The organism is Hyphomicrobium sp. 2TAF46 (assembly GCF_052114865.1).
Lineage (GTDB): Bacteria > Pseudomonadota > Alphaproteobacteria > Rhizobiales > Hyphomicrobiaceae > Hyphomicrobium_B.
The window spans coordinates 55,847-79,627 of the sequence record NZ_JBFRFO010000004.1 but is presented as its reverse complement, the minus strand read 5'-3'; the positions used below and the strand labels follow the sequence as shown (position 1 = coordinate 79,627).

The following is a 23,781-nucleotide window of genomic DNA, read 5'->3' as shown; positions in this document are numbered from 1 at the left end:
AGCTGCGATCAGCCCGACGTCAGGGCGGCGCGGCGAAAACGTCGGTGTGCCCGACGAACGCCGCCGTCCGCGTGACGTTAAGCCAGCTCACGATGGCTTTCTCGTCCACGCCGCCGCTCTCGGTCACCGCAACCGCATGACCTCGGATCAATTCATCGATCAGCATGCGGTCACTGCGTTCGAGCCGCCAAGGGCTCTCGCCCTCGCTGACGACATGTCCATTGATGCGGAACTGATCGACCAGATGCGAACCCGCAAGCGGCCCGGCCGCCGGACCGAAGCCCTTGTCGCGCATCTGGTGACGTTGAAAAGCCGCCGTCATCTGATTGTCGGCAGGCCGGTGCGGCGTCCACTTTTGCAGGCCGCTGTAGGTCAGCGTCGCGTAGAAGGCAGCGCCGATGCCGGTGACGGCCTTCGCCAGCATCCGGATGTAATCTTCCGACGTCAGGTCGAAGAAGGCCGAAGCCGTAACGAGCTGGGGCTTGTCGTCGAGAAGCGCCTCAGTATCGCGCGCGAGATCGGCAACCTTGAAGAGAATGGTGATGCGCCGCGCGCCCTTGTCGAGCACGAGCCTTTCGCCATCTACTTCATGACGGTCCGCCCACCGGATGAGTTTTGCTTTCGCCACATCCAATAGAGCAGGCTCGTGATCGACAAGTGTCCACGTCTGCCGCTCCGGCAACAGGGCCGATGTCGCGCGGAGATTGGCTCCTGTGCCCGCACCGAAATCGAGCACGCTGAGCTCGGCTCGAAGCGCAAATCGCGCCGCCAGCGCATTCGCGACATTTTGATTGCGCGAACGCACATCAGCGGCTTCGCGCAGTTCGAGCCATTCCGCCGAAAAATCGCTCACGGCCGCAATCCCAGAATGACGGCTGCGATGCGCCGTGCCGTTTCATGCCATGTCGGCAACGTGCGCCCGGCTTCCCAGGCCGCGTCCGCGAGCCGATCGCGAAGTTTCTTGTCGGTCAGCGCCTTTTCCAGCGCCGACGTGAGTTCGCCGACACTGCCGGCCTCGACATGGAGCGCCGCGAATTCACCCGCGGTATCGGCCGCCGCGCCTCCAGCCGCGAGAACGATCGGCAAGCCCCGCGCCATCGCTTCGGCGAGAACCATTCCGTATCCCTCGAAGAGCGATGCCGAGACGAAGAGATCCGCGCTTTCGTAAAACCGTTCGAGCGTCGCCGGCACGACCTTGCCGGCAAGCGTGACGCGATCTTCGAGACCATTCTTGGCAATCGCACCTTGAAGGGCCTCGACGGCCTGAGGATGACGGTCGATCGCGCCAGCGATCGTCAATCGCCAATCGAGAGGCTTGAGCGGCGCAAGCGCCTCGACGAGAAGGTCATACCCTTTGCGCGGCGAAACCGCGCCGACGGCCAGAATTTGTAACGGTGCGCCGGTGCCGGTTGCACGTTGCGCCGGATCCGTCCCCGGCTCGGCGATCGTTATTTTATCGGCCGAGATTGCCATGTGCTCGGTCAGGATGCGCTTGGTGGCGCGGCTCGTCACGATGATGTGGTTGGCCCGCTGCAGCGCGCGCTCTTCGCTGACTTTCAATTCCACCTTGCGCGCGTGCGGCAGTCCGGTTTCGAGAAACAACGGATGGTGGACGAGCCCGATGATACGCCCGCGAAGAGCGCCGAGGATGCTTTCGGGAAAGGCACCAAAGGCGAGGCCGTCGACGAGAAGCACCGAGTCTGCATGCCGCTTCTCGAGAATGAGCCGCGTTTCGTCGAGGTCGTTGGCATCCGGGTTCGGAAACGAGCCCGGCAATGGAAGTACGGAAACCGGAACGCCGAACGCGGGCAGCAGCTCGATGACGCGCCGGTCATAGGCATAGCCGCCGGTCGTAGCCTTCAAATCTCCAGGAATGGCGAAGACGGCTTCAGCCACCGATCGGTCCCTCGAAGCTGGCGCGCGCCAAGTCGGTTTCCGACAACGTCACGCGGATCCGCGAAAGCGACTTACCGTCGTCGCCGAGCGCCCCGGAAGCGGCCGCCTTCGCAATGCGATCGAAGACATATTTACAGAGAAATTCGGTGGTGGTCAGCGCGCTTTTGAATTGCGGAAGAACGTCGAGGTTCTGATAGGCGAGGGGTTCGAGCGTTTGGCCGAGCACCTTCAACGCCGCGCCGATATCGACGACGACGTTCTGCGGCGTGAGCTTTTCGCGAAAGAACGCGACGTCGACGACGTAGGTCGCCCCGTGCAGGTTCTGCGCAGGTCCGAAAAATGGATCGGGCAGCGAGTGAGCAATCATGATGCGGTCGCGAACTTCGACGGAGTACATGGATGTATGAAACCTGTAACAATTAATAGCGGACGATGGGCGGCAGGTCCGGCGACGACCAGATTTTCGGCAGCATCGAGGGCAGATCCTCGAAGCTGACGTCATCGGCCACGAGCACATCTAGACGCTCGTCGTCCAGCATGGCAATCGCGCGTTCCATCCGGTCTTTATGTTTGAGCTGGTTGCGGTGGCTCGGAGCCACGTGCCCAACCTGCGAAGAGATGATCTTGAGGCGACGGCTATGGAACGCGCCGCCGAGGTTCACAGTCACTGGGTTCGTGCCATACCAACTCATCTCGATGACACATCCTTCAAACGCACATGCGTTGATTGCGGTTTCGAGCCCCACGCTTGTCGCGCTCGCATGAAAAACGATGCGGTTGTCCGCCGGGACGTCTGACGGGGACACGAACTTGATCCCGAGCGCTTCCGCGTATTTTGCCCGCGCCGGGTTGATGTCGGCGATCGCGACCTCCGTTCCCGTAATGCGACTGGCGAGATGCGCGGTCAGCAAACCGACGATGCCCGCGCCGACGACGAGGATGCGATCGCCGGGCGCCGTGCCCGCGTCCCAATGGGCGTTGAGGGCCGTCTCCATATTTGCGGCGAGCACGGCCCGGCGCGACGGCACGTTGTCCGGCAGGATCGCGAGCAACCCCTCTGGCGCGTGAAAATGGTCCTGATGCGGGTGCAACACAAATACCCGCTTGCCGGCATAACTCTCGGGACCGGCGGTGACGCGCCCAGTCGCGGAATAGCCGTATTTGACGGGAAAGGAGAAATCTCCGGCTTGCAACGGCGCACGCATTCGCGGCCATTCGCTTTTGGGAATTTCGCCGAGTGCGACCATGCGCTCGGTGCCGCGACTGATTGCGGAATATTCCGTTGCGATGCGTGCCTCGCCTAATGCAGGCGGAGACAGGCGTTCAGGTCGTACTTCCGCGACGCCAGGCTTGACGTACCAGAGGGCCCGAGCAACCACGATCTGGCCCTGGCTGCGCCTTATGGGTTGGCCACTGGAGTCGAATCTGCTCTGCGGGTCACTCATTGCGAAGGATGGTTCCGTAATGACGATCGGTGCCGAGCACGAGAGGGTCTCGGACCTTAATGGAACGATCGTCGTTGAGGCACCAAGCCTTACGACTCCCCGCGGCCAGGAGGCAATAGCCGCCCTGACGAAGCGGCGTCGCCTCGTCCTGTTCCTCAATTCCGCGACGTGGCTTCTCATCGTAATCGCTGCTGGCGCGATTTTCTCGACTGGCGGCTGGACGGTTCTCGGTGCCTTGATGGTCATTTGTCTCGCCTTCGGCGCTCCATGGCCTGTTCTGGGCTTCTGGAATGCTGTCATCGGCCTGTGGCAGCTTCATGGGACAAAGGGGAAGGCCGAAACCGGACAACTCTATCTCGACGAAGCGGCTGATCAGTCGCCGCTGACGGTTAACACGGCGGTCCTTATGACCCTGCGCAACGAGGACCCTGCGCGTGCCCTGCTGCGTCTGAAGACGGTGAAGGCAAGCCTCGACCGCACGCACGAGGGCGCTCGCTTCTCCTATTTCGTCCTGAGCGACAGCGATCGCGAGGACGTCATACGGCGCGAGGAAGCGGAAGTCGCCGCATGGCGGAATGCCGATCCGGATCGGGAACGCATCATCTATCGCCGCCGGAAGGACAACTCAGGATTCAAGGCAGGCAACCTCCGCGAGTTCGCACGGCACTGGGGCTCTGATTATGAGTTCATGCTGCCGCTCGACGCCGACAGTCTGATGACGGGAGAGGCCATCGTCGCGCTCGTGCGGATCATGCAGAAGAATCCGCAAATCGGCATTCTGCAGAGCCTCGTCGTCGGCACCCCGTCATCCTCGGCATTCGCGCGCATCTTCCAGTTCGGCATGCGGCTCGGCATGCGCACCTACACGATGGGGCAAGCCTGGTGGGTGGGGGACTGCGGACCATTTTGGGGGCACAACGCGCTCCTGCGCATCGAGCCCTATCTTCAGCATTGCGCGCTGGATGGCTTATTGAAGCGTGGTCAGATTTTATCGCACGATCAGGTCGAGGCCGTGCTCATGCGTAAAGCCGGCTACGAGGTTCACGTGCTGCCCGTCGAAACGGGCTCCTATGAAGACAATCCTCCCGATGCCCTCGAATTCATGCGCCGCGACGCGCGCTGGTGTCAGGGCAACATGCAGTATTTGAAATTGCTCGGAATGAAGGGCATCGAGCCGGTAAGCCGCTTTCAACTGCTGTGGGCCATCCTGATGTTCCTTGGCGTTCCAGCGTGGACGCTGCTCGCGGCCCTCTTTCCGCTCGCCATGCTCCGAGCGCAGGACCAGGCTGACTTTCCCTGGTACGCGGTCGAGATCATTTACGCGCTGCTTCTGGCGATGCATCTCGCGCCGAAGCTCGCCGGTATCGTCGATGCCATTCTGACGCGCGGTGAAGTCCGTCGCTTCGGCGGCTGGCTGCGATTTGCATCGGGCGCGATCATCGAGATCATATTCTCGCTCATCCTCGGCGCCGTGACGACCATCCGAACGTCCATCTTCATGTTCGGCCTGATCATCGGTAAATCCGTCGTTTGGAACGGCCAACGCCGCGACGGAGAAGGCGTGACCTGGGCCGACGCGTTGCGATGGCTTTGGCCGCAATTCCTGTTCGGATCGTCGCTCTACCTGGCGATGGCGTTGATTTCGCCCGCCGCGGTAATATGGAGCCTGCCTCTGACCGCCGGATACGTGCTCGCTGTCCCATTCGTCGTATTTACGGCGAGCCCAGCCGTCGGCCGCTTCTTTCGCCGTCACGGCATAGCTGGAATTCCCGAGGACTTCGCACCGCCTGTCGAAATTCGAGCCGTGCAGGCAGGGATCTAGGTTCATGGTGTCACCGTCACTTGAGGGCGTGTTCCGATCGCTGCGGATCTATCTCGGGCCCGATGCCCCGCGAAGTGCGATGGACGCGCTCTATCGTCGTTTCGTCGAACCGGGCGATCTCGTCTTCGATGTCGGCGCCCACGTCGGCGACCGCGTGTCGTCATTCCGACGTCTCGGCGCGCGCGTCGTCGCGATCGAGCCGCAGCCATTGCTCTTCTCCGCCCTGAGCCACATCCACGGTCGCGATCCTTTGGTTGAGATCGTCGACCGCGCGGTTGGCGCCGAAGCGGGCACACGCGAGCTTTTCGTCAACACGACGAACCCGACCGTTTCCACCCTCTCGCCAGATTTCGTTCGCCAGGCCGAAGGCGCGAAAGGCTGGGAAGGCCAGACCTGGGACGGGCAAATTCCGATCGAGGTTGTCACACTCGATGGACTAATCGCGCGCTATGGACTGCCGGCCTTCGTCAAGATCGACGTCGAAGGCTACGAGGACGCGGTGCTGCGCGGCCTCTCACGCCCGCTCAAAGCACTTTCATTCGAGTTCACGACGATTGCCCGCGATGTGGCGATGGCTTCTTTCGACCGGCTATCGTCGCTTGCAGCCTACGGCTACAACGTCGCGCTCGGCGAAGGACAGACTTTGGTCTTCGATCGCTGGCTCTCTGATACGGAGATGGCCGGCTATCTCAGCAAACTGCCGCATGATGCGAACTCTGGCGACATTTATGCTGTGCTCGAGCCGCGCTAGAGCAATTCCAGCAAAAGTGCGCAGCGGTTTTGCGTCCGGAATTGCGTCAATACGAAGGGCTAGGACGTTTTCGCTTTTCAGAGAAAAGCGGAAACGCCCTAGACCGGCAAAACCGAATGAATTGAAACGGAGTCGTGAATGCCATTTTACGTTCGCCTGCTGGCCGCCGCGCTGTTGTTGCTGGGGTCCGAGATCATGCCGGCTTATGCCGCGTCCTTGGACGGTCTTGCCGTCGACGTTTTGAATCAGAGCGAGCAGGTTCTCTGCGCTGAGAAGGATAACGTCGCGATCTCGCTGGCCAATAAAAACGTCCGGGCATTTCGAATTGAAGCCGCGCATCCGGTCTATCTCTCGGCTGGTATGCGCGCAAACGTCGAAGCCGACTGGACCGCCTGCGATATGGCTTCCGATCCAAGCTACGCCGCGCCGAACCCGCCTAAGAAAGTAACGCTCTATGAAGACGAAAAGCTTTGGCTCGTCGGCTTCTCCTATCCGACGTTCTGGCGTCCCGCGACGACGACGGTGCGCGTCGGGGATCGCGTCGAGAGCGGTCTCCACTTGCTGCAACTCTGGATCAAGCGCGACGACGGGGCCGAAGAGGTCCTCGTACTCTATCCTCAGGACGGCTATTGGCGCGCGCGCCCCATGACCCCATCGAGCATGCGAACCACCGCCTATGGCTCGTCCTTCATCGTCGGTCCGATCGAGCAGGATGGCCGCCCGCTGGTCAAAATCAAGGAAGTTTCGTACGAGCCGAAAACCCGCACATTCAATCTCGCGTTCGAGAAGGGCGGCTCGGCTGCGGTCCGCATGGTGAGCGTCGACGCCAACAAGCAAGCGATCGATGTCGTCTTCGATAAGGGTATCGATGGCGGCCCGTTCGCAATGCTGCGATCGATGTACATTACCGAATTCAACAACGACACGGCGCGCATCGCTGTTCGCGAGCAGGGCGCCAAGGGCTGGCGCGAAGACAACATCATGAAGTTCGATCACGCGCGCGCAACCGATGTCTGGATCGGCAGGCTCGCGCCGTCTCAGCACAACACGACCTCGCCCGATATCGTGTTCAACAGCTTCTCGGATGGTCCGGCACCGAAGCGCCCGAAAAGCGAGCCGCCGGCACAGCCGCCTTTGACGGACGCAAAATCGAAATAAAGCGCGGGAAACGCTACCAGGCGAGTTCCAGCATAGCGCCGATAGCCGGCGGCGAGCCCGGTCCGAACAAGTCGGACAGCTTCGCCGTCGAGAGGTCGATACCGTCGACAGTCTCGTGCCGATGAATTCCGGAGGCGATGAAGAGCGCGTCGCAGCCGTAGTTTTCGGCCCCCTTGAGATCCGTTCGTAGCGCATCGCCGATGACGAGCACCTTGCTGCGCTCGACGTTGGCGTTGCGCAGCGCTTCGGCTTTTTGATGCGCTGTCTCGTACGTGTTGAGGTAAGGCTTTCCGGTCCAGAAAACCGGGCCGCCCATGTGGACATAAAGATCCGCGATGGCTCCGGCGCAAAAGAGAAGCGTTCCGCCGACGTCGACGACGAGATCCGGATTTGCGCACACGAACGGCAGACGCCTCGCGAGTGCCGTTTCGAGAAGCGGCCGGTAATCGTCGGGCGTTTCGTTACGGTCGTCGTTGAGCCCGGTGCAGATGATCGCCTCAGCCTCTGCCAGCGGAACGGAGCGCGCGCGAAGTGCCGAGAAGAAGGCTTGATCGCGGTCCTGCGGGCCGATGCAGTGCAGCGTCTGGAAGCCGCGCGCGGCAACATGGTCAAGCGCAAGATCGCCGGATGAAACGATATCGTCCCAGGCGCTCGTCGGAACTCGCTTTGAGGCGAGCATGTCGGCCACGCGCCGCTTGGGCACGGGCGCGTTGGTCACAAGTATGACCGTGCCGCCGCCGGCCCGGAACTTTTCGAGTGCCCGGCAGGCGCCTTCGAAGGCCGTCGCTCCGTTATGGACGACGCCCCATACGTCGCAGAAAATGACGTCATAGCGCGCGAGGAGGGGACCGGCATGCGCCAAGATCGAAGGTACTTTGGGGGCTTGGCCGGACGATGATTTTCGCAAATTCGGTCTCGCACATGGGCTGGCGTGAATTGGACACGCGGTTTTGATTGGATCGATCGGAGCAGAAGGGGTCACCGTGAGTTAACGGCCATCGAGTTCGCAATCAAGTTCATTCCAAGCGGACCGATGGCGGAAAGCTATCCCGAAGCGCGACGCCGCCGCGCGGATGAGCATAAGACTTATGCCGCAGTATGACTGGCTAAGTAGCCAGTAGCAGCCTGGCTCACCGAACGACAATATGGGCAAAAATTTTAATTCATTTGTAGACTGATTAATTTCTGAAGACGCGATTTCCTGAAAGATGAAGATGAAGCCCGGCGGCCGTTCCTCCACGCTTATTGCGCGTAGAACTTACAGGTCCGGAAAAAAGCAGATCAAACAAACGAGCGGGCTATTCGAGCGCGCGATGAGCGGCATGGTGCGTGGCCTGGCAATCTTCGACAAGGAACATCGGCTGGTCGTTTGCAACAATCTCTACCGGGAGATTTTTGATCTGCCGGATGAGCTGACGAAGCCCGGCGCCACATTCACGGATATCATCGCCCATCATGTGTCGATAGAAAGAGGTATCGACGCGAAGGGAGATCGCGCCCTCGAGCAACGCTGGATCAACGAACATCTGATAGCCCTGTCCGAAGGCAAGCCATTTCAAGAAACGAGATATCTGAAGAGCGGCCGGATCATCCTCCTCTCGAGTCAGCCTCTGCCGGATGGCGGATGGGTCGACATCCAGGAGGACATTACCACGGAGCGCCAGGCGGAAAAAAAGATCGAGTGGCTCGCGCGGCATGATGCGCTGACCGAACTTTACAATCGCGTCCATTTCCGCGACGAGCTTCAAGGCGCCCTTGCAAGCGGCAGAACTCTCGCGGTTCTCTGGATCGACATCGACGACTTCAAAGGCATAAACGATGCATTTGGCCAGCCGGTTGGCGATGCTTTGCTGAAAAGTGTCGCAAGACGCTTGTCCAAGGTCGTCCGCAAATCAGATGTTCTCGCACGGCTCGCCGGCGACGAATTCGCGCTGATAAGGTTCGATCCTGCGACCCGAGAAGAGGTCGAGCGCCTGGCGCAGCGGTTGCTGTCAGCCATAGCAGCCGAACAGCGGCTTCTCGGCCGCAAGCTGCACGTCACCGGCAGCCTGAGTATCGCGCTCGCTCCCGAGCATGGCGCCAATGCCGACGAAATACTGAAGAACGCCGACCTCGCGCTTCATCGCGCAAAAATATCGGGACGCGGCGGCTACGAAATCTACGATCCGCAGGGCGATTACGCGTGCGGCAGGGCGAAGCGCCTCGATATCGATATGAAGGTTGCCCTGAAGAAGAAGCAGTTCGAGCTGCACTATCAGCCGATCGTCGACGTCGCCGCGCGTGCCGTCAGCAGTTTCGAGGCACTGATACGCTGGCGGCATCCGGAACGCGGACTGATCCCGCCGGCCGATTTCATTCCCTTCGCTGAAGAGAGCGGCTGGATTGTCGAAATCGGCAAATGGGCGCTAGGCCGTGCCTGCAAGGACGCGGCTGCATGGCCTGCCGGGATCAAGGTTTCGGTCAATCTGTCTTCGGTGCAGTTCGAGAAAGGCGACCTCTATGGCGCCGTCGCCGAGGCTCTCGCGGGATCGGGGCTAGCCCCGGGCCGTCTCGAGCTCGAAATCACCGAATCCGTCTTGCTGCGCGACCATCCGAAGACGCACGACCTTCTGCACCGGTTCCGATCACTCGGCGTCAAAATCCTGCTCGACGATTTCGGGACTGCCTACGGCTCGCTGAGCTATCTGCGGAGTTTCCCCTTCGACAAGCTGAAGATCGACCGCTCTTTCGTGCGCGATTGCTGCGGGGTGCACGGGCGAGACTGCTCGGCCATCGTGCAGTCGATCGCCGAACTCGCGAAACGCCTGCGCATGACGACAATCGCCGAGGGCGTCGAGACGGCGGAGCAACTCGCGATGGTGACGAAAGCCGGTTGCGAAGAGGTTCAGGGCTTTTACTTCAGCAAGCCGGTTCCTGTTGGCGAAACCGTCGCCACGATCTCCCGATGCCGGGAAACCCTCTTCTCGGCCTTGCAGGCGAGCGCGTGAGCGCACGCCGGTCCGCCCGTCCCCCCAATTCCTGGCCGCTCGCAGAAAGATTTCGCCGCCGGCCGTCGTAACCAAATTGATCTCGCGTTAGCCTGCAGCGAATCGGCAGGTCCGGCGCCGGGCCGGATAGGGACGAAAGGGGAGTGCCATGCTGGTCGTTACAACGAACGACATTCCAGGATTTCGCATTGTTCGCCATTTGGGTCTGGTGCGCGGGTTGACAGTCCGCTCGCGCAGCGTCGTCGGCAATATCGGCGCCGCGATCCAGATTTTCTTTGGTGGCAACATCTCGGTCTATACGCGGCTTGCCGAACACACCCGCCAGGAAGCCTTCGACCTTCTCGTCGAGCACGCGCAGAGCATGGGCGCCAATGCCGTCATCGCTATGCGTTATGATGCCAATGAGATTGCAGCCGCGGTGACCGAGGTCCTTGCCTATGGCTCGGCCGTCGTCATCGAGCCCATTGCGGACTCCGGCTCGGCCCCGGCCGACCCGGGACCCTGGGCGCCCGCCCGCCGGTGACGTCTAGAGGAAGCTTCGAGGCCGAGGCTTCGGGGGGCTCAGGACAGCCAAAAGAGATTTGGGGTGGCGATCGGAGCGGCTTCCGAGCGCCCCTCCGATGCGATCTATCGCAGGCGCACCTAGAAAAAAGGCGCCAGCGGGGCTGACAAGGCCTCAAACATCAGTTAAGGGTGCACGCCCCGAAAGAGGCTGCTCGACGATCGGGTTTTCGCTCGCATCGCGTTTAGGGGTGTAGCTCAATTGGTAGAGCGTCGGTCTCCAAAACCGAAGGTCGGGGGTTCGAGACCCTCCGCCCCTGCCAGCCTCGTGACGGTTTGATCTGCCGACCGACCCGGTAAAATTGCCGAGGCCGGTGCGGCATGTTGTCGCTTATGCGCACGGAAAGCAGTTTGATGGCGAAGTTGAATCCCATAACCTTTATGAAGGAAGTTCGGCAGGAAGTCGCGAAGGTGACCTGGCCGACTTGGAAAGAGGTGTGGATCACGACTTTGATGGTGCTCATCATGGTCGCGCTCGCCTCTGTTTTCTTTTTGCTTGTTGATCAGGCGTTGAGTCATATCGTGCGTTTCGTCTTAGGGGTGGGCACCTGAAAATCGGCTCGCATAATCGATTTTAGTGACGCGCCAGAGGGCCTTTGAGAATGGTTGTCGCGCAAGAACGCGAAGATAAAGCATCGGTTGCCGGTACGCGCTGGTACATCGTGCACGCATACACGAATTTCGAACGCAAGGTCGCTGACGCCATCCGCGAGCGCGCCAAGGCGGGCGGTCTCGATGAGCTTTTTGAAGAGATCGTCGTGCCGACGGAGGAAGTCGTCGAAATCAAGCGCGGCCGGAAGATCCCGACCGAGCGCAAGTTTTTGCCGGGCTACGTCCTCGTCAAAATGAAGATGACCGACGCCGCGTTCGTCATGATCAAGAACACGCCAAAGGTGACGGGCTTTCTCGGCGCGGACAACAAGCCGATGCCGATCCCCGAAGCTGAGGCGATGCGCATCTTGAATCAGGTCAAGGAGGGCGTCGAGCGGCCGAAGCCGACGATCACCTTCGAGATCGGCGAGAACGTCAAGGTGGCCGACGGCCCGTTTGCCTCGTTCACCGGCATCGTCGAAGAGGTCGACGAGGAGCGTTCGCGCGTCAAGGTCGCGGTTTCGATTTTCGGGCGTCCGACACCGGTCGAGCTCGAATTTACGCAGGTTGAAAAAGTACCCGCCTAAGGCTGCCGCTTGGTGGCTCAGGCAAGAGTTCCGGCGCAATGCCGCTGGAAACCGTTTCGGAGTTTGAATTCCGGAGCGGCGATGTGCGGGAGGGCAGGTCATCCGATACGGATGCCGGTCCGTTTGACCGCTAACCCTGAGCCCGGCCATCCGGTGCGGGCTCTAACGCTGAAGGGGAACTATGGCGAAGAAAATAGACGGCTTCATCAATCTTCAAGTGCCGGCCGGGGCGGCCAATCCGTCGCCTCCGATCGGTCCCGCGCTTGGTCAGCGTGGCGTCAACATCATGGAATTCTGCAAGTCCTTCAACGCAAAAACGAAGGACCTCGAGCAGGGTACACCGATTCCCGTGAAGATCACGGTCTACTCCGACCGTTCCTTCACGTTCGAGATGCGTCAGCCCCCGGCGACGTATCTGATCAAGAAGGCCGCTGGTCTTCGTCCGACGGGTAAGGGCGGCCAGGGTTCGAAGGAACCGGGTCGCATCGTTGCCGGTCAGGTGACGATCGCGCAGCTGAAAGAGATTGCCAAGGGCAAGCTCAAGGACATGAACACCGACGACATCGATGCCGCAGCCCGCACGCTTGCGGGAAGTGCGCGTTCGATGGGTCTCAAGGTGGTGGAGTAGTCCGATGGCAAAAGCTCAAATCAGCGCTGAGAAGATCAAGGAAACGCGCGAAGCCGGCGGCAAGCGCATGGAAGCCATCAAGCAGGGCCTTCCGCCCGGCAAGGCTTACGGCGTCGACGAAGCCGTGAAGATCATCAAGCAGCGCGCCAAGGCGAAGTTCGATGAAACGATCGAGGTTGCAGTCAACCTCGGCGTCGATCCGAAGCATGCCGACCAGATGGTGCGTGGCGTCTGCAACCTGCCGAACGGCTCGGGCCGTACGGCACGCGTTGCCGTCTTCGCGCGCGGCGCCAAGGCCGACGAAGCGAAAGCTGCTGGCGCCGACGTTGTCGGTGCCGAGGATCTCGTCGAAATCGTCTCGAAGGGCACGATCAACTTCGATCGCTGCATCGCGACCCCCGATATGATGGGCCTCGTTGGCCGTCTCGGTAAGGTGCTGGGTCCGCGCGGCCTGATGCCGAACCCGCGCGTCGGTACGGTGACGATGGACGTCACGGGCGCCGTCAAGGGCGCGAAGGGCGGCTCGGTCGAGTTCCGCGTCGAGAAGGCCGGCATCGTTCACGCCGGCGTCGGCAAGGCAAGCTTCACCGAGGAAGCCCTGGTCCAGAACATCAAGGCGTTCGTCGATGCGGTCATCAAGGCCAAGCCGGCGGGCTCGAAGGGCACGTACCTGAAGAAGGTTTCGTTGTCCTCGACGATGGGGCCGGGGGTGAAGCTCGATACGGCGACCGTCGCATCGGGACCAGTCGTCTGAGTTTGAAGAATTCCGGGGCAACCCGGAAAACCCTGAACCGGAGCTTCGTGCTTCGGTTCGGCACTGTCCGAGATTGTGGGTGCCGTTCCGGTTCGCCGGGAAGCCTAAGTCTCTCCTTCGAGAGAGAGCCTGCATGAGACAGAAGTGGATCGGATTTGAGGCGAGAGCCTCGGGTTCGGTTTGAACCTTCTGGGTCAGCACCGTGCCGCTTATCACACGCGGTCTACGGGAACGAGGACAGACCAAGCGTCGCCCGATCCTCAATGGAGACGGCGGCAAAGGTGCAACCCGCGGAGCTTCGCAAATGAAGCTTCGCAGCAAGGAGACGAGACGTGGATAGAGCCGCGAAACGTGAGCTCATAGATCATCTCCACACCGAGCTGAAAAGCACGGGCGTGGTTGTGGTCGCCCACAACACCGGCATGGTGGCCGCTCAATCCGCAGAGTTCCGCAGGCGCGTCAAAGACGCCGGCGGCACTGTGAAGGTGGCCAAGAACAAGCTGGCGCAGCTCGCGCTCAAGGATACCGACGCCGAAAAGCTTTCAGATCTTTTGAAGGGGCCGACCGTTCTGGCCTTCTCGAAGGACCCGATCGCGGCGGCCAAGGCGACCGTCGCTTATGCCAAGGGGAACGACAAGCTCGTGATCCTCGGCGGCGCGATGGGCAAAACGATCCTTGATGCGAAAGGCGTGCAGGCTCTTGCCGATCTGCCGTCGCTTGATGAACTGCGCGCAAAGATCATCGGTCTCTTGAATGCTCCGGCGACGAAAATCGCCCGGACCGTCAAGGAGCCCGGTGCCAAGCTCGCACGCGTCATCCAGGCGAAGGCGTCAAAGGAAGAGGCTGCCTAGCCGAAGCCAAGTTGTGGGCTCTTTGAGCCCTCGGAAACCACATGGAGCACGGCCCATAAGGGGGTGCTGCAATTCAACCTCTAGGTTCAAACCGTAAGGACCCTATATATGTCGAAGATTGAGAAAATTGTTGATGACCTGTCGAGCCTCACCGTGCTCGAGGCCGCTGAGCTCGCCAAGGCTCTGGAAGAGAAGTGGGGCGTGTCGGCAGCTGCAGCTGTCGCAGTTGCCGCACCTGCAGCTGGCGGTGCCGCTGCTGCACCGGCAGAAGAGCAGACGGAGTTCACCGTCATCCTGAAGTCTGGCGGCGACAAGAAGATCAACGTCATCAAGGAAGTTCGCGCCATCACGGGCCTCGGCCTGAAGGAAGCCAAAGACCTCGTCGAGGCCGGCGGCAAGACTGTGAAGGAAGGCGTCTCGAAGGACGAAGCCCAGAAGCTCAAGAAGCAGCTTGAGGATCAGGGCGCTGTCGTCGAGGTGAAGTAATCGATCGTCGGCACCGGCTGGGATTTTCCTGGCCGGTGCCGATGCATGCTTCCCACCCGTCAGCCGGGTGTCACGAACATACCGCGCATTGCGGCTGGCTCCAGACGTGGAGCTTCAATGCGCAAACAAAACGGTTTTCCGGAGGGTCCGGGGTTCCAACGAACCTCAAAACGGACCTTCCGGTGAACCGTTTCAAGAGGTCCCGGTTCTCCAGGGGCCCTGAGCGCGTCGCATTTGGATCGCGGGTCTCACCCGCAAACGAGAGCACGAAGGGACCGATATGGCTCAAACCCTCACCAGCCGCAAACGCCTCCGTAAGCAATTTGGTTCTCTCGGCGAAGTCGCCAGGATGCCGAACCTCATCGAGGTTCAAAAAGCATCCTATGACGACTTCTTGATGGTCAAAGAGCCGCCGGGCGGCAGGCAGGACGACTTCGGACTCCAGTCGGTTTTCAAGAGCGTTTTCCCGATCTCGGACTTCGCTGGAAAGTCGACGCTGGAGTTCGTCAGCTACGAATTCGAACCGCCGAAATTCGATACCGACGAGTGCATGCAGCGCGATATGACATACGCGGCGCCGCTCAAGGTCAAGCTACGCCTGATCGTATTCGACATCAACGAAGAGACGGGCTCGAAGTCGATCAAGGACGTCAAGGAGCAGGACGTCTACATGGGTGACATGCCCCTGATGACTTTGAACGGCACCTTCATCATCAACGGCACCGAGCGAGTCATCGTCTCGCAGATGCACCGCTCTCCGGGCGTCTTCTTCGACCACGATCGTGGCAAGACGCACTCGTCCGGCAAGCTGTTGTTCGCGGCTCGCATCATCCCCTATCGCGGTTCGTGGCTCGATTTCGAGTTCGACGCGAAGGACAATGTCTATGTTCGTATCGACCGTCGCCGCAAATTGCCGGTGACGACGATGCTCTATGCGCTGGGCCTCGATGACGAGGAAATCCTGGCGCACTTCTACAAGCACATTCCGATCAAGGAATCGAAGCGCGGCTGGAAGATGCCGTTCATCGCGGAGAAGTTCCGCGGTGTAACTCCGCAGTCGGATATCGCTGATGCCAAGACGGGCGAAGTCATTGCGCGCGCCGGTGAGAAGATCACCGCGCGGCGTTCGCGCGAGATCGCCGAGAACGGCGTCAAGGAAATCCTCATCTCCGCCGAGGACCTCGCTGGCCGCTTCATCGCCGAAGACATTGTCGATCTCGAGACCGGTAAGATCTTTGCCGAAGCCGGCGACGAGCTGGATGAAAACCTGCTGGCCGAGCTCAAGGAGCAGAAGGTCAAGGACTTCCATATCCTCGACATCGACTACGTCAACGTCGGCGCCTTCATCCGCAACACGCTGAACATCGACAAGAACGCCAATCAGCAGGAAGCGCTGATGGACATCTACCGGGTCATGCGCCCGGGTGAGCCGCCGACCATCGAAGCGGCGACCAACCTGTTCCACGGCCTGTTCTTCGATGCGGAGCGTTTCGATCTCTCGGCCGTCGGCCGCGTGAAGATGAACATGCGTCTCGAACTCGACGCGCCCGACACGATGCGCGTGCTCCGCAGGGAAGACATCCTCGCGGTCGTGAAGACGCTTGTCGATTTGCGCGACGGCAAGGGCGAGATCGACGACATCGACCATCTCGGCAACCGCCGCGTTCGGTCCGTCGGCGAGCTGATGGAGAACCAGTATCGCGTCGGCCTGCTCCGCATGGAGCGCGCCATCAAGGAGCGTATGTCATCGGTCGATATCGACACGGTGATGCCGCAGGACTTGATCAATGCCAAGCCGGCAGCGGCTGCGGTGCGCGAGTTCTTCGGATCCTCGCAGCTCTCGCAGTTCATGGACCAGACGAACCCGCTCTCCGAGATCACCCACAAGCGCCGTCTTTCGGCACTTGGACCGGGCGGTCTGACGCGTGAGCGCGCGGGCTTCGAAGTCCGCGACGTGCATCCAACGCACTATGGCCGTATCTGCCCGATTGAGACGCCGGAAGGCCCGAACATCGGTCTCATCAACTCGCTCGCGACGTTCGCGCGCGTGAACAAGTATGGCTTCATCGAAAGCCCATATCGCAAGGTCGTCAACGGCCGTGTGACGGACGAGGTCGCCTACCTCTCGGCCATGGAAGAGATGCGCCATCACGTGGCGCAGGCGAACGCCGCCGTCGATGCCAAGGGCAAGATGACGGAAGATCTCGTCACTGTCCGCCACAACGGCGACGTCATGCTCGTGCCAACGGACCGGGTCGACTACATCGACGTGTCTCCTAAGCAGCTCGTCTCCGTCGCCGCCGCGCTTATTCCGTTCCTCGAGAACGATGACGCCAACCGCGCGCTGATGGGCTCGAACATGCAGCGTCAGGCCGTGCCTCTGATCAAGGCGGAAGCGCCGCTGGTCGGAACCGGCATGGAAGAGCGTGTTGCGCAGGATTCCGGCGCCGCCATCGCGGCACGCCGGACGGGCATCGTCGATCAGGTCGATGCAACCCGTATCGTTATCCGCGCTACGGAAGAGCAGGATCCTTCGAAGCCGGGCGTCGACATCTACCGTCTGCGCAAGTTCCAGCGCTCGAACCAGAACACCTGCATCAACCAGCGTCCGCTGATCAACGTCGGTGACCACGTCAAGGCGGGCGACATCATCGCTGACGGTCCTTCGACCGAGCTTGGCGAGCTGGCGCTAGGCAAGAACGTGCTCGTCGCGTTCATGCCGTGGATGGGCTACAACTTCGAAGACTCGATTTTGATGAACGAGCGCGTCGTCTCCGAAGACGTGTTCACCTCGATCCACATCGAGGAATTCGAGGTCATGGCGCGAGATACGAAGCTCGGGCCTGAGGAAATCACGCGCGATATTCCGAACGTCTCGGAAGAAGCGCTGAAGAACCTCGACGAAGCCGGCATCGTCTATATCGGCGCCGAAGTACACCCGGGCGACATCCTCGTCGGCAAGATAACGCCAAAGGGCGAAAGCCCGATGACGCCGGAAGAGAAGCTGCTTCGCGCCATCTTCGGCGAGAAGGCGTCCGACGTGCGCGATACCTCGCTCCGTCTGCCGCCGGGCGTTTCGGGAACGATCGTCGAAGTGCGCGTCTTCAATCGTCACGGCGTCGAAAAAGACGAGCGTGCGATGGCGATCGAGCGCGAGGAGATCGAGCGTCTCGCGAAGGACCGCGACGACGAATTGCAGATCCTCGACCGTAACGTCTATGCGCGCCTCAAAGACGCGCTGATGGGCAAGGAAGTCGCGAAGGGTCCGAAGAATGCTCGCAAGGGCACCGTGATCGACACCGCGATCCTCGACGACATCCCCCGCAGCCAGTGGTGGGAAATCGGCCTTGCGAACGAGAAGGCGCAGGCCGAGGTCGAAGCGATCCAGAAGCAGTACGAAGATGCCAAGAAGGGCTTGGGTCTTCGGTTCGCGGATAAGGTCGACAAGCTTCAGCGCGGTGACGAACTGCCGCCGGGCGTCATGAAGATGGTCAAGGTCTTCGTCGCCGTGAAGCGCAAGATCCAGCCGGGCGATAAGATGGCCGGCCGTCACGGCAACAAGGGTGTTGTGTCGATGATCGTTCCGTCGGAAGACATGCCGTTCCTCGAGGACGGCACGCCGGTCGACGTCGTTCTGAACCCGCTCGGCGTGCCGAGCCGCATGAACGTCGGACAGATCCTCGAAACGCATCTTGGCTGGGCCTGCCGCGGTCTCGGTCGCATGATCGACGACGCTATTCACCAGTTCCACGAGAGTGGCCAGGCGAAGGCGTTGCGCGATCAGATGACGCGCGTTTACGGCTCGGATGAGATCAAGCCGTCGATGAAGGACGAAGAGCTTCTCGGTATCGCGGAAAACCTGAAGACGGGTGTTCCGATTGCAACGCCCGTGTTCGACGGTGCGCGCGAGAAGGACATCGTCGACATGCTGCAGCTCGCGGGCTTCGATACCTCGGGCCAGTCGACGCTGTTCGACGGACGGACCGGCGAGCCCTTCGACCGCAAGGTCACGGTTGGCTACAAGTACGTTCTGAAGCTGCACCACCTTGTCGATGACAAGATCCACGCCCGTTCGATCGGTCCCTACTCGCTCGTCACCCAGCAGCCGCTGGGCGGTAAGGCGCAGTTCGGCGGCCAGCGCTTCGGCGAAATGGAGGTCTGGGCTCTCGAAGCTTACGGTGCTGCCTACACGCTGCAGGAAATGCTCACCGTCAAATCGGACGACGTCGCGGGCCGCACCAAGGTCTACGAGGCGATCGTCAGGGGCGACGATGCGTTCGAGGCCGGCGTTCCGGAAAGCTTCAACGTGCTCGTCAAGGAGATGCGCGCTCTCGGCCTCAACGTCGAGCTTGTCAACAGCGAGGCGCCTCCGGTGATCGAAGCCGAGGCGGAGCCGGAGGAAGAAGCGCCTCAGGCACAGCTGCCGCCAGCGGCCGAATAACGAACAACGAAGACGGCCTTCGCTCACGATGGAGCGGAGGCCATCACGACTCGACCACTAAGATTCCACGGGCGCGGCCACCCCCGCCGAGCCCCCGAGGAGACAGCCGATGAACGAAATCACCAACATCTTTAAATCGCAGGCTCCGGCTCCGGTTTTCGACCAGATCCGGATCTCGATCGCTTCGCCCGAGGACATCCTGTCCTGGTCCTATGGTGAGATCAAAAAGCCGGAAACGATCAACTACCGCACGTTCAAGCCGGAGCGGGACGGTTTGTTCTGCGCCCGCATCTTCGGACCGATCAAGGATTACGAGTGCTTGTGCGGCAAGTACAAGCGCATGAAGTACAAGGGCCTGATCTGCGAAAAGTGCGGCGTCGAGGTGACGCTCGCAAAGGTCCGGCGCGAGCGTATGGGGCACATCGAGCTTGCGGCTCCCGTTGCGCACATCTGGTTCCTGAAGTCGCTGCCCTCGCGCATCGGCCTGCTGATGGACATGGCGCTCAAGGATCTCGAGCGCGTTCTCTATTTCGAGAACTACATCGTCATCGAGCCGGGCACGACGCCGTTCGCAGAGCGCCAGCTCTTGACCGAAGAGCAGTACAATCAGGCGATCGATGAGTACGGCGCCGATACTTTCACCGCCGGCATCGGCGCGGAGGCGATCCGCGAGCTTCTGTCCGCGATGGATCTGCCGAAGATCGCAACCGATCTCCGTCAGGAAATCGCCGAAGCGACAACCGAGCTGAAGCCGAAGAAGCTTGGCAAGCGCCTGAAGGTCATCGAAGCCTTTATGGAAAGCGGCAACCGTCCGGAGTGGATGATCCTGACGCAGGTTCCGGTCATTCCGCCGGAACTCCGTCCGCTCGTTCCCCTCGATGGCGGCCGCTTCGCGACGTCCGACCTCAACGATCTTTATCGCCGCGTCATCAACCGTAACAACCGTTTGAAGCGGTTGATGGAGCTGCGCGCGCCGGACATCATCATCCGCAACGAAAAGCGGATGCTGCAGGAAGCCGTTGACGCTCTCTTCGACAACGGCCGCCGCGGCCGCGTCATCACGGGCGCCAACAAGCGTCCGCTGAAGTCGCTCGCCGACATGCTCAAGGGCAAGCAAGGCCGCTTCCGTCAGAACCTGCTCGGCAAGCGCGTCGACTATTCGGGCCGTTCGGTCATCGTCGTCGGTCCGGAGCTGAAGCTGCACCAGTGCGGCCTGCCGAAGAAGATGGCGCTCGAGCTCTTCAAGCCGTTCATCTACGCGCGTCTCCAGACGCTCGGTCAGGCGGCAACGGTCAAGCAGGCGAAGAAGCTCGTCGAAAAGGAGAAGCCCGAGGTCTGGGACGTTCTCGACGAGGTCATTCGCGAGCATCCCGTGATGCTGAACCGCGCGCCGACGCTTCACCGTCTCGGCATCCAGGCGTTCGAACCGCAACTGATCGAGGGTAAGGCCATCCAGCTTCACCCGCTGGTCTGCGCGGCCTTCAACGCCGACTTCGACGGCGACCAGATGGCCGTGCACGTTCCGCTGTCGCTCGAAGCGCAGCTCGAAGCGCGCGTCCTGATGATGTCGACGAACAACATTCTGCATCCGGCGAACGGCCAGCCGATCATCGTGCCGTCGCAGGACATCGTGTTGGGTCTCTACTACCTGTCGATGATGCGCGACGGCGAGCCTGGCGAGGGCATGATGCTCGGCTCGATCAACGAGGTGCTGCACGCCCTTGAATCGAAGTCCGTCAGCTTGCACGCCAAGGTGAAGGGCCGTTTCACGGCGGTCTCGCCCGATGGCGAAAAGGTCGTCGAGATCCACGAGACGACGCCGGGCCGTCTGTTGCTTGCGGAGCATCTGCCGAAGTCGGGCAACGTCAAGTTCGCGCTCGTCAACCAGCTTCTGACGAAGAAGAACATCTCCGGCATGATCGACGCCGTGTACCGTAACTGCGGTCAGAAGGAGACTGTGATCTTCTGCGACCGCATCATGGCGCTCGGCTTCCATCACGCCTTCAAGGCAGGCATCTCGTTCGGCAAGGACGACATGTTGATCCCGGAGACGAAGGAAAAGATCGTCGAGAAGACCAACGTCGAAGTCCGCGATTTCGAGCAGCAGTATCAGGACGGTCTGATCACGCAGCTCGAGAAGTACAACAAGGTCGTCGACGCCTGGTCGCGCTGCACCGACTTGATCGCCAAGGAGATGATGGACCGTATCTCCGCCGTCCAGAAGGATGCGGTGACCGGACGCGATCGTCCGATCAACTCGGTCTACATGATGAGCCACTCGGGTGCGCGCGGTTCGCCGGCGCAGATGAAGCAGCTCGCCGGTATGCGCGGCCTGATGACGAAGCCTTCGGGCGAAATCATCGAGACGCCGATCATCTCGAACTTCAAGGAAGGCCTCTCCGTTCTCGAGTACTTCAACTCGACGCACGGCGCACGTAAGGGTCTGGCCGACACCGCCTTGAAGACGGCGAACTCAGGCTACCTCACGCGTCGTCTCGTCGACGTCGCGCAGGATGCCATCATTTCCGAGATCGATTGCGGAACCGACGCCGGCATCAACGTGCAGGCGGTCGTCGACGCCGGTCAGGTTATCGTGTCGCTTGCGGCGCGCGTGCTTGGCCGTACGGCTCAGGAAGACATCAAGCATCCGGTCACGGGCGAAGTCATCGTCGCCAACGGCGAACTGATCGAGGAGAAGCAGGCCGAAGCCATCGGCAAGGCCGAGATCCAGGAAGTTCGCATCCGTTCGGTGCTGACGTGCGAGACGATCAACGGCGTCTGCGCCAAGTGTTACGGCCGCGATCTCGCTCGCGGTACGCCGGTCAACATCGGTGAGGCTGTCGGCGTCATCGCCGCGCAGTCGATCGGTGAGCCGGGCACGCAGCTGACGATGCGTACGTTCCACATCGGCGGCACGGCGAACCTTGTCGATAGCTCGTTCATCGAGAGCAACTTCAACGGTACGGTGAAGCTCAAGAACCGCGCCATCGCGAAGGACTCGAAGGGCCAGAACGTCGCGATGACCCGGATCATGTCCGTCGTCATCGTTGATCAGTCGGGCAAGGAGCTTGCGACCCATAAGATCAGCTATGGTTCGCGCATGTTCGTTGACGAAGGCGATACCGTGAAGCGCGGCACCAAGATCGCGCAGTGGGATCCCTACACCCGTCCGATCCTTTCGGAAGCCAACGGTACGGTCGATTTCGAAGACTTGATCGAAGGTGCATCCGTCCGCGAGCAAACGGACGAGATGAAGGGTACCTCGAACCGCGTCATCGTCGATTGGCGGACGTCGCCGCGCGGCAACGAGCTGAAGCCCGCCATCGTGATCAAGGACTCGAAAGGCAAGCCGATTAAGGTCGCGCGCGGCGGCGATGCTCGCTACCTGCTTTCGGTCGAAGCTGTTCTCTCAGTCGATCGCGGCGCCGACGTGAAGGCGGGCGACGTTCTCGCTCGTATTCCGACGGCTTCGGCGAAGTCGGGCGACATCACCGGCGGTCTGCCGCGCGTCGCCGAACTCTTCGAGGCCCGGCGTCCGAAGGATCACGCGATCCTCGCGGAAGTCTCCGGTACGGTTGAGTTCGGCAAGGACTACAAGAACAAGCAGCGCATCACGATCAAGCCTGATGACGAGTCGCTCGAACCGGTCGAATATCTGATCCCGCGCGGCAAGAGCCTCGCGGTTCAGCACGGCGATCGCGTTGAGCGTGGTGACTTCGTGTACGACGGTAATCCGGCGCCGCACGACATCCTGGCCATCAAGGGCGTCGAGGAACTCGCGAACTATCTGATCAACGAGATCCAGGACGTCTATCGTCTGCAGGGCGTGACGATCAACGATAAGCATATCGAAGTGATCGTTCGTCAGATGCTGCAGAAGGTCGAAGTCACGGATGCGGGCGAGACCGAGCTCATCAAGGGCGAGCAGCTCGACCGTATCGAGTTCGACGAGGTTAACGCTGCGGCTGAGAAGGCAGGCAAGCGTGCGGCCACGGCAACGCCGGTTCTGCTCGGCATCACCAAAGCGTCGTTGCAGACCCGCTCGTTCATCTCTGCTGCGTCGTTCCAGGAAACCACGCGCGTGCTCACCGACGCGGCCGTTAACGGCAAGTCGGATACGCTCGAAGGTCTCAAAGAAAACGTCATCGTCGGCCGTCTCATCCCGGCTGGTACGGGCGGCATGCTGCGTCAGCTCCGCAAGGTCGCGGTGCAGCGTGACGATCTGATCGCTAAGGAGAAGGCGAAGACGACCAATCTTCCTTCGCCCGACGCGGGGGGTGGCCCTGCCGGTCGCCGCCGCAGGCGCCCGGCAGAGGAGGCCGCGGAGTAAGATCTGCCGCCTTCAAATAATTCAGACTAGCCAAAACGGCCGCTTCACCACGAAGCGGCCGTTTTGCTTTGTTCTTTCGCGATGCAACTCCCCATCTGATTAACGGGGAAATCTTGCCGGCCCCGATTTCGGCGGCGTCGAAATGCGCTATGCCTTCGAACCGACAACGGGTCGCAGGTCAACTTTGCCCCACAGCAGGGCAAAGAGCGAAAATAATTTCGCAACCTATTCCAGGGCCTGTTGACCAACATGTCGGGTGTGTATATAGCTCCGCCCACTCTCACGGGTTGGTGGTAGGTCACGCGGCGCTTTTAGCGCCAATTTTGGACCTAAACGCTCCCGTCAATAAAGCAGAGCACATCGACGGGCCAAGATCTGTCACCCTCCGGGCGGCACGATCCTCTGGTTTTTTACTTGCTAGGGGCGGACTTCGCGCACCTGGCAGGTTTGCTTGGCGCATTTCCGCTTCGGAGGTGTGTCGCGAAGTCAGGAT

The 23,781-nt window shown here is 60.9% G+C and carries 18 protein-coding genes and 1 tRNA gene; 14 read left to right on the top strand and 5 right to left on the bottom strand.

From position 1 onward, the window contains the following. Positions 1-19: 19 nt before the first annotated feature. Genes AB4Z24_RS09935 through AB4Z24_RS09920 form a run of 4 tightly spaced genes read right to left on the bottom strand, consistent with a single transcriptional unit; the run spans position 20 to position 3,275 of the window. On the bottom strand, positions 20-853 hold the full coding sequence (locus AB4Z24_RS09935) for a class I SAM-dependent methyltransferase (RefSeq protein WP_441707921.1): 834 nt from the start codon (positions 851-853) through the stop codon (positions 20-22). Continuing rightward, complete coding sequence (locus AB4Z24_RS09930; protein ID WP_441707919.1) at positions 850-1,896, bottom strand: glycosyltransferase family 4 protein; 1,047 nt, start codon at positions 1,894-1,896, stop codon at positions 850-852. The genes AB4Z24_RS09935 and AB4Z24_RS09930 overlap by 4 nt, the downstream gene beginning before the upstream one ends. Then, complete coding sequence (locus tag AB4Z24_RS09925; protein WP_441707918.1) at positions 1,889-2,293, bottom strand: 6-pyruvoyl trahydropterin synthase family protein; 405 nt, start codon at positions 2,291-2,293, stop codon at positions 1,889-1,891. Before AB4Z24_RS09925 ends, AB4Z24_RS09930 begins: the two co-directional genes overlap by 8 nt. 22 nt (positions 2,294-2,315) lie before the next feature. Further along, positions 2,316-3,275, bottom strand: coding sequence for a zinc-dependent alcohol dehydrogenase (locus AB4Z24_RS09920; protein ID WP_441707916.1), 960 nt, complete (start codon positions 3,273-3,275; stop codon positions 2,316-2,318). An 85-nt stretch (positions 3,276-3,360) separates the two neighbouring features. Here AB4Z24_RS09920 and mdoH point away from each other — a divergent pair, with 85 nt between their 5' ends. From mdoH to AB4Z24_RS09905, 3 genes are all read left to right on the top strand, one after another. Beyond that, complete coding sequence (mdoH, locus tag AB4Z24_RS09915; protein WP_441707914.1) at positions 3,361-5,163, top strand: glucans biosynthesis glucosyltransferase MdoH; 1,803 nt, start codon at positions 3,361-3,363, stop codon at positions 5,161-5,163. A 4-nt stretch (positions 5,164-5,167) separates the two neighbouring features. Then, positions 5,168-5,914 (top strand): FkbM family methyltransferase, encoded by a 747-nt coding sequence (locus AB4Z24_RS09910; protein ID WP_441707912.1) that lies wholly within the window; start codon positions 5,168-5,170, stop codon positions 5,912-5,914. 138 nt (positions 5,915-6,052) lie between these two features. Continuing rightward, positions 6,053-7,072, top strand: coding sequence for a hypothetical protein (locus tag AB4Z24_RS09905; RefSeq protein ID WP_441707910.1), 1,020 nt, complete (start codon positions 6,053-6,055; stop codon positions 7,070-7,072). A gap of 13 nt (positions 7,073-7,085) precedes the next feature. Here the strand turns inward: AB4Z24_RS09905 and AB4Z24_RS09900 are convergent, their stop codons facing one another. Beyond that, positions 7,086-7,979: a TIGR01459 family HAD-type hydrolase gene (locus AB4Z24_RS09900; RefSeq protein ID WP_441707908.1), complete on the bottom strand. Its 894-nt coding sequence runs from the start codon at positions 7,977-7,979 to the stop codon at positions 7,086-7,088. Positions 7,980-8,280: 301 nt separating this feature from the next. On the opposite strand from AB4Z24_RS09900, the gene AB4Z24_RS09895 reads away from it, so the two are divergent. The 11 genes from AB4Z24_RS09895 to rpoC all read left to right on the top strand — a co-directional run bounded on the left by AB4Z24_RS09895 (position 8,281) and on the right by rpoC (position 23,288). Beyond that, a complete protein-coding gene (locus AB4Z24_RS09895) occupies positions 8,281-10,059 on the top strand; it encodes a putative bifunctional diguanylate cyclase/phosphodiesterase (RefSeq protein ID WP_441707906.1) in 1,779 nt (592 codons plus the stop codon). Between the two features lie 148 nt (positions 10,060-10,207). Then, a complete protein-coding gene (locus AB4Z24_RS09890) occupies positions 10,208-10,582 on the top strand; it encodes a YbjQ family protein (protein WP_441707904.1) in 375 nt (124 codons plus the stop codon). Between the two features lie 225 nt (positions 10,583-10,807). Beyond that, a tRNA-Trp gene (locus AB4Z24_RS09885) sits at positions 10,808-10,883 on the top strand. Positions 10,884-10,974: 91 nt separating this feature from the next. Then, positions 10,975-11,172 carry a preprotein translocase subunit SecE gene (gene secE, locus AB4Z24_RS09880; protein ID WP_045837840.1) on the top strand — a complete coding sequence of 66 codons (198 nt, stop codon included), beginning with the start codon at positions 10,975-10,977 and terminating at the stop codon, positions 11,170-11,172. A gap of 50 nt (positions 11,173-11,222) precedes the next feature. Then, a complete protein-coding gene (nusG, locus tag AB4Z24_RS09875; RefSeq protein WP_290991203.1) occupies positions 11,223-11,798 on the top strand; it encodes a transcription termination/antitermination protein NusG in 576 nt (191 codons plus the stop codon). 181 nt (positions 11,799-11,979) lie between these two features. Then, positions 11,980-12,426 (top strand): 50S ribosomal protein L11, encoded by a 447-nt coding sequence (rplK, locus tag AB4Z24_RS09870; RefSeq protein ID WP_013948203.1) that lies wholly within the window; start codon positions 11,980-11,982, stop codon positions 12,424-12,426. A 4-nt stretch (positions 12,427-12,430) separates the two neighbouring features. Further along, on the top strand, positions 12,431-13,180 hold the full coding sequence (rplA, locus tag AB4Z24_RS09865) for a 50S ribosomal protein L1 (RefSeq protein ID WP_441707901.1): 750 nt from the start codon (positions 12,431-12,433) through the stop codon (positions 13,178-13,180). A 332-nt stretch (positions 13,181-13,512) separates the two neighbouring features. Next, entirely contained in the window at positions 13,513-14,031 is a 519-nt protein-coding gene (gene rplJ, locus AB4Z24_RS09860) for a 50S ribosomal protein L10 (RefSeq protein ID WP_290991210.1), read from the top strand. Between the two features lie 108 nt (positions 14,032-14,139). Then, on the top strand, positions 14,140-14,517 hold the full coding sequence (rplL, locus tag AB4Z24_RS09855; protein ID WP_290991213.1) for a 50S ribosomal protein L7/L12: 378 nt from the start codon (positions 14,140-14,142) through the stop codon (positions 14,515-14,517). 280 nt (positions 14,518-14,797) lie between these two features. After that, positions 14,798-18,958: a DNA-directed RNA polymerase subunit beta gene (gene rpoB / locus AB4Z24_RS09850; protein ID WP_441707899.1), complete on the top strand. Its 4,161-nt coding sequence runs from the start codon at positions 14,798-14,800 to the stop codon at positions 18,956-18,958. Between the two features lie 109 nt (positions 18,959-19,067). Then, positions 19,068-23,288, top strand: a complete 4,221-nt coding sequence (gene rpoC, locus AB4Z24_RS09845) for a DNA-directed RNA polymerase subunit beta' (RefSeq protein WP_441707897.1) — start codon at positions 19,068-19,070, stop codon at positions 23,286-23,288. Positions 23,289-23,781: the final 493 nt, after the last annotated feature.

Bases quoted from the DNA above. Each gene is read 5' to 3' on its own strand.
- rplA (WP_441707901.1), top strand. From the start codon at position 12,431: ATGGCAAAAGCTCAAATCAGCGCTGAGAAGATCAAGGAAACGCGCGAA.
- rplL (WP_290991213.1), top strand. From the start codon at position 14,140: ATGTCGAAGATTGAGAAAATTGTTGATGACCTGTCGAGCCTCACCGTG.
- rplK (WP_013948203.1), top strand. From the start codon at position 11,980: ATGGCGAAGAAAATAGACGGCTTCATCAATCTTCAAGTGCCGGCCGGG.
- AB4Z24_RS09910 (WP_441707912.1), top strand. From the start codon at position 5,168: ATGGTGTCACCGTCACTTGAGGGCGTGTTCCGATCGCTGCGGATCTAT.
- rpoB (WP_441707899.1), top strand. From the start codon at position 14,798: ATGGCTCAAACCCTCACCAGCCGCAAACGCCTCCGTAAGCAATTTGGT.
- AB4Z24_RS09890 (WP_441707904.1), top strand. From the start codon at position 10,208: ATGCTGGTCGTTACAACGAACGACATTCCAGGATTTCGCATTGTTCGC.
- AB4Z24_RS09925 (WP_441707918.1), bottom strand. From the start codon at position 2,293: ATGTACTCCGTCGAAGTTCGCGACCGCATCATGATTGCTCACTCGCTG.
- rpoC (WP_441707897.1), top strand. From the start codon at position 19,068: ATGAACGAAATCACCAACATCTTTAAATCGCAGGCTCCGGCTCCGGTT.
- secE (WP_045837840.1), top strand. From the start codon at position 10,975: ATGGCGAAGTTGAATCCCATAACCTTTATGAAGGAAGTTCGGCAGGAA.
- mdoH (WP_441707914.1), top strand. From the start codon at position 3,361: ATGACGATCGGTGCCGAGCACGAGAGGGTCTCGGACCTTAATGGAACG.
- nusG (WP_290991203.1), top strand. From the start codon at position 11,223: ATGGTTGTCGCGCAAGAACGCGAAGATAAAGCATCGGTTGCCGGTACG.
- AB4Z24_RS09905 (WP_441707910.1), top strand. From the start codon at position 6,053: ATGCCATTTTACGTTCGCCTGCTGGCCGCCGCGCTGTTGTTGCTGGGG.
- AB4Z24_RS09895 (WP_441707906.1), top strand. From the start codon at position 8,281: ATGAAGATGAAGCCCGGCGGCCGTTCCTCCACGCTTATTGCGCGTAGA.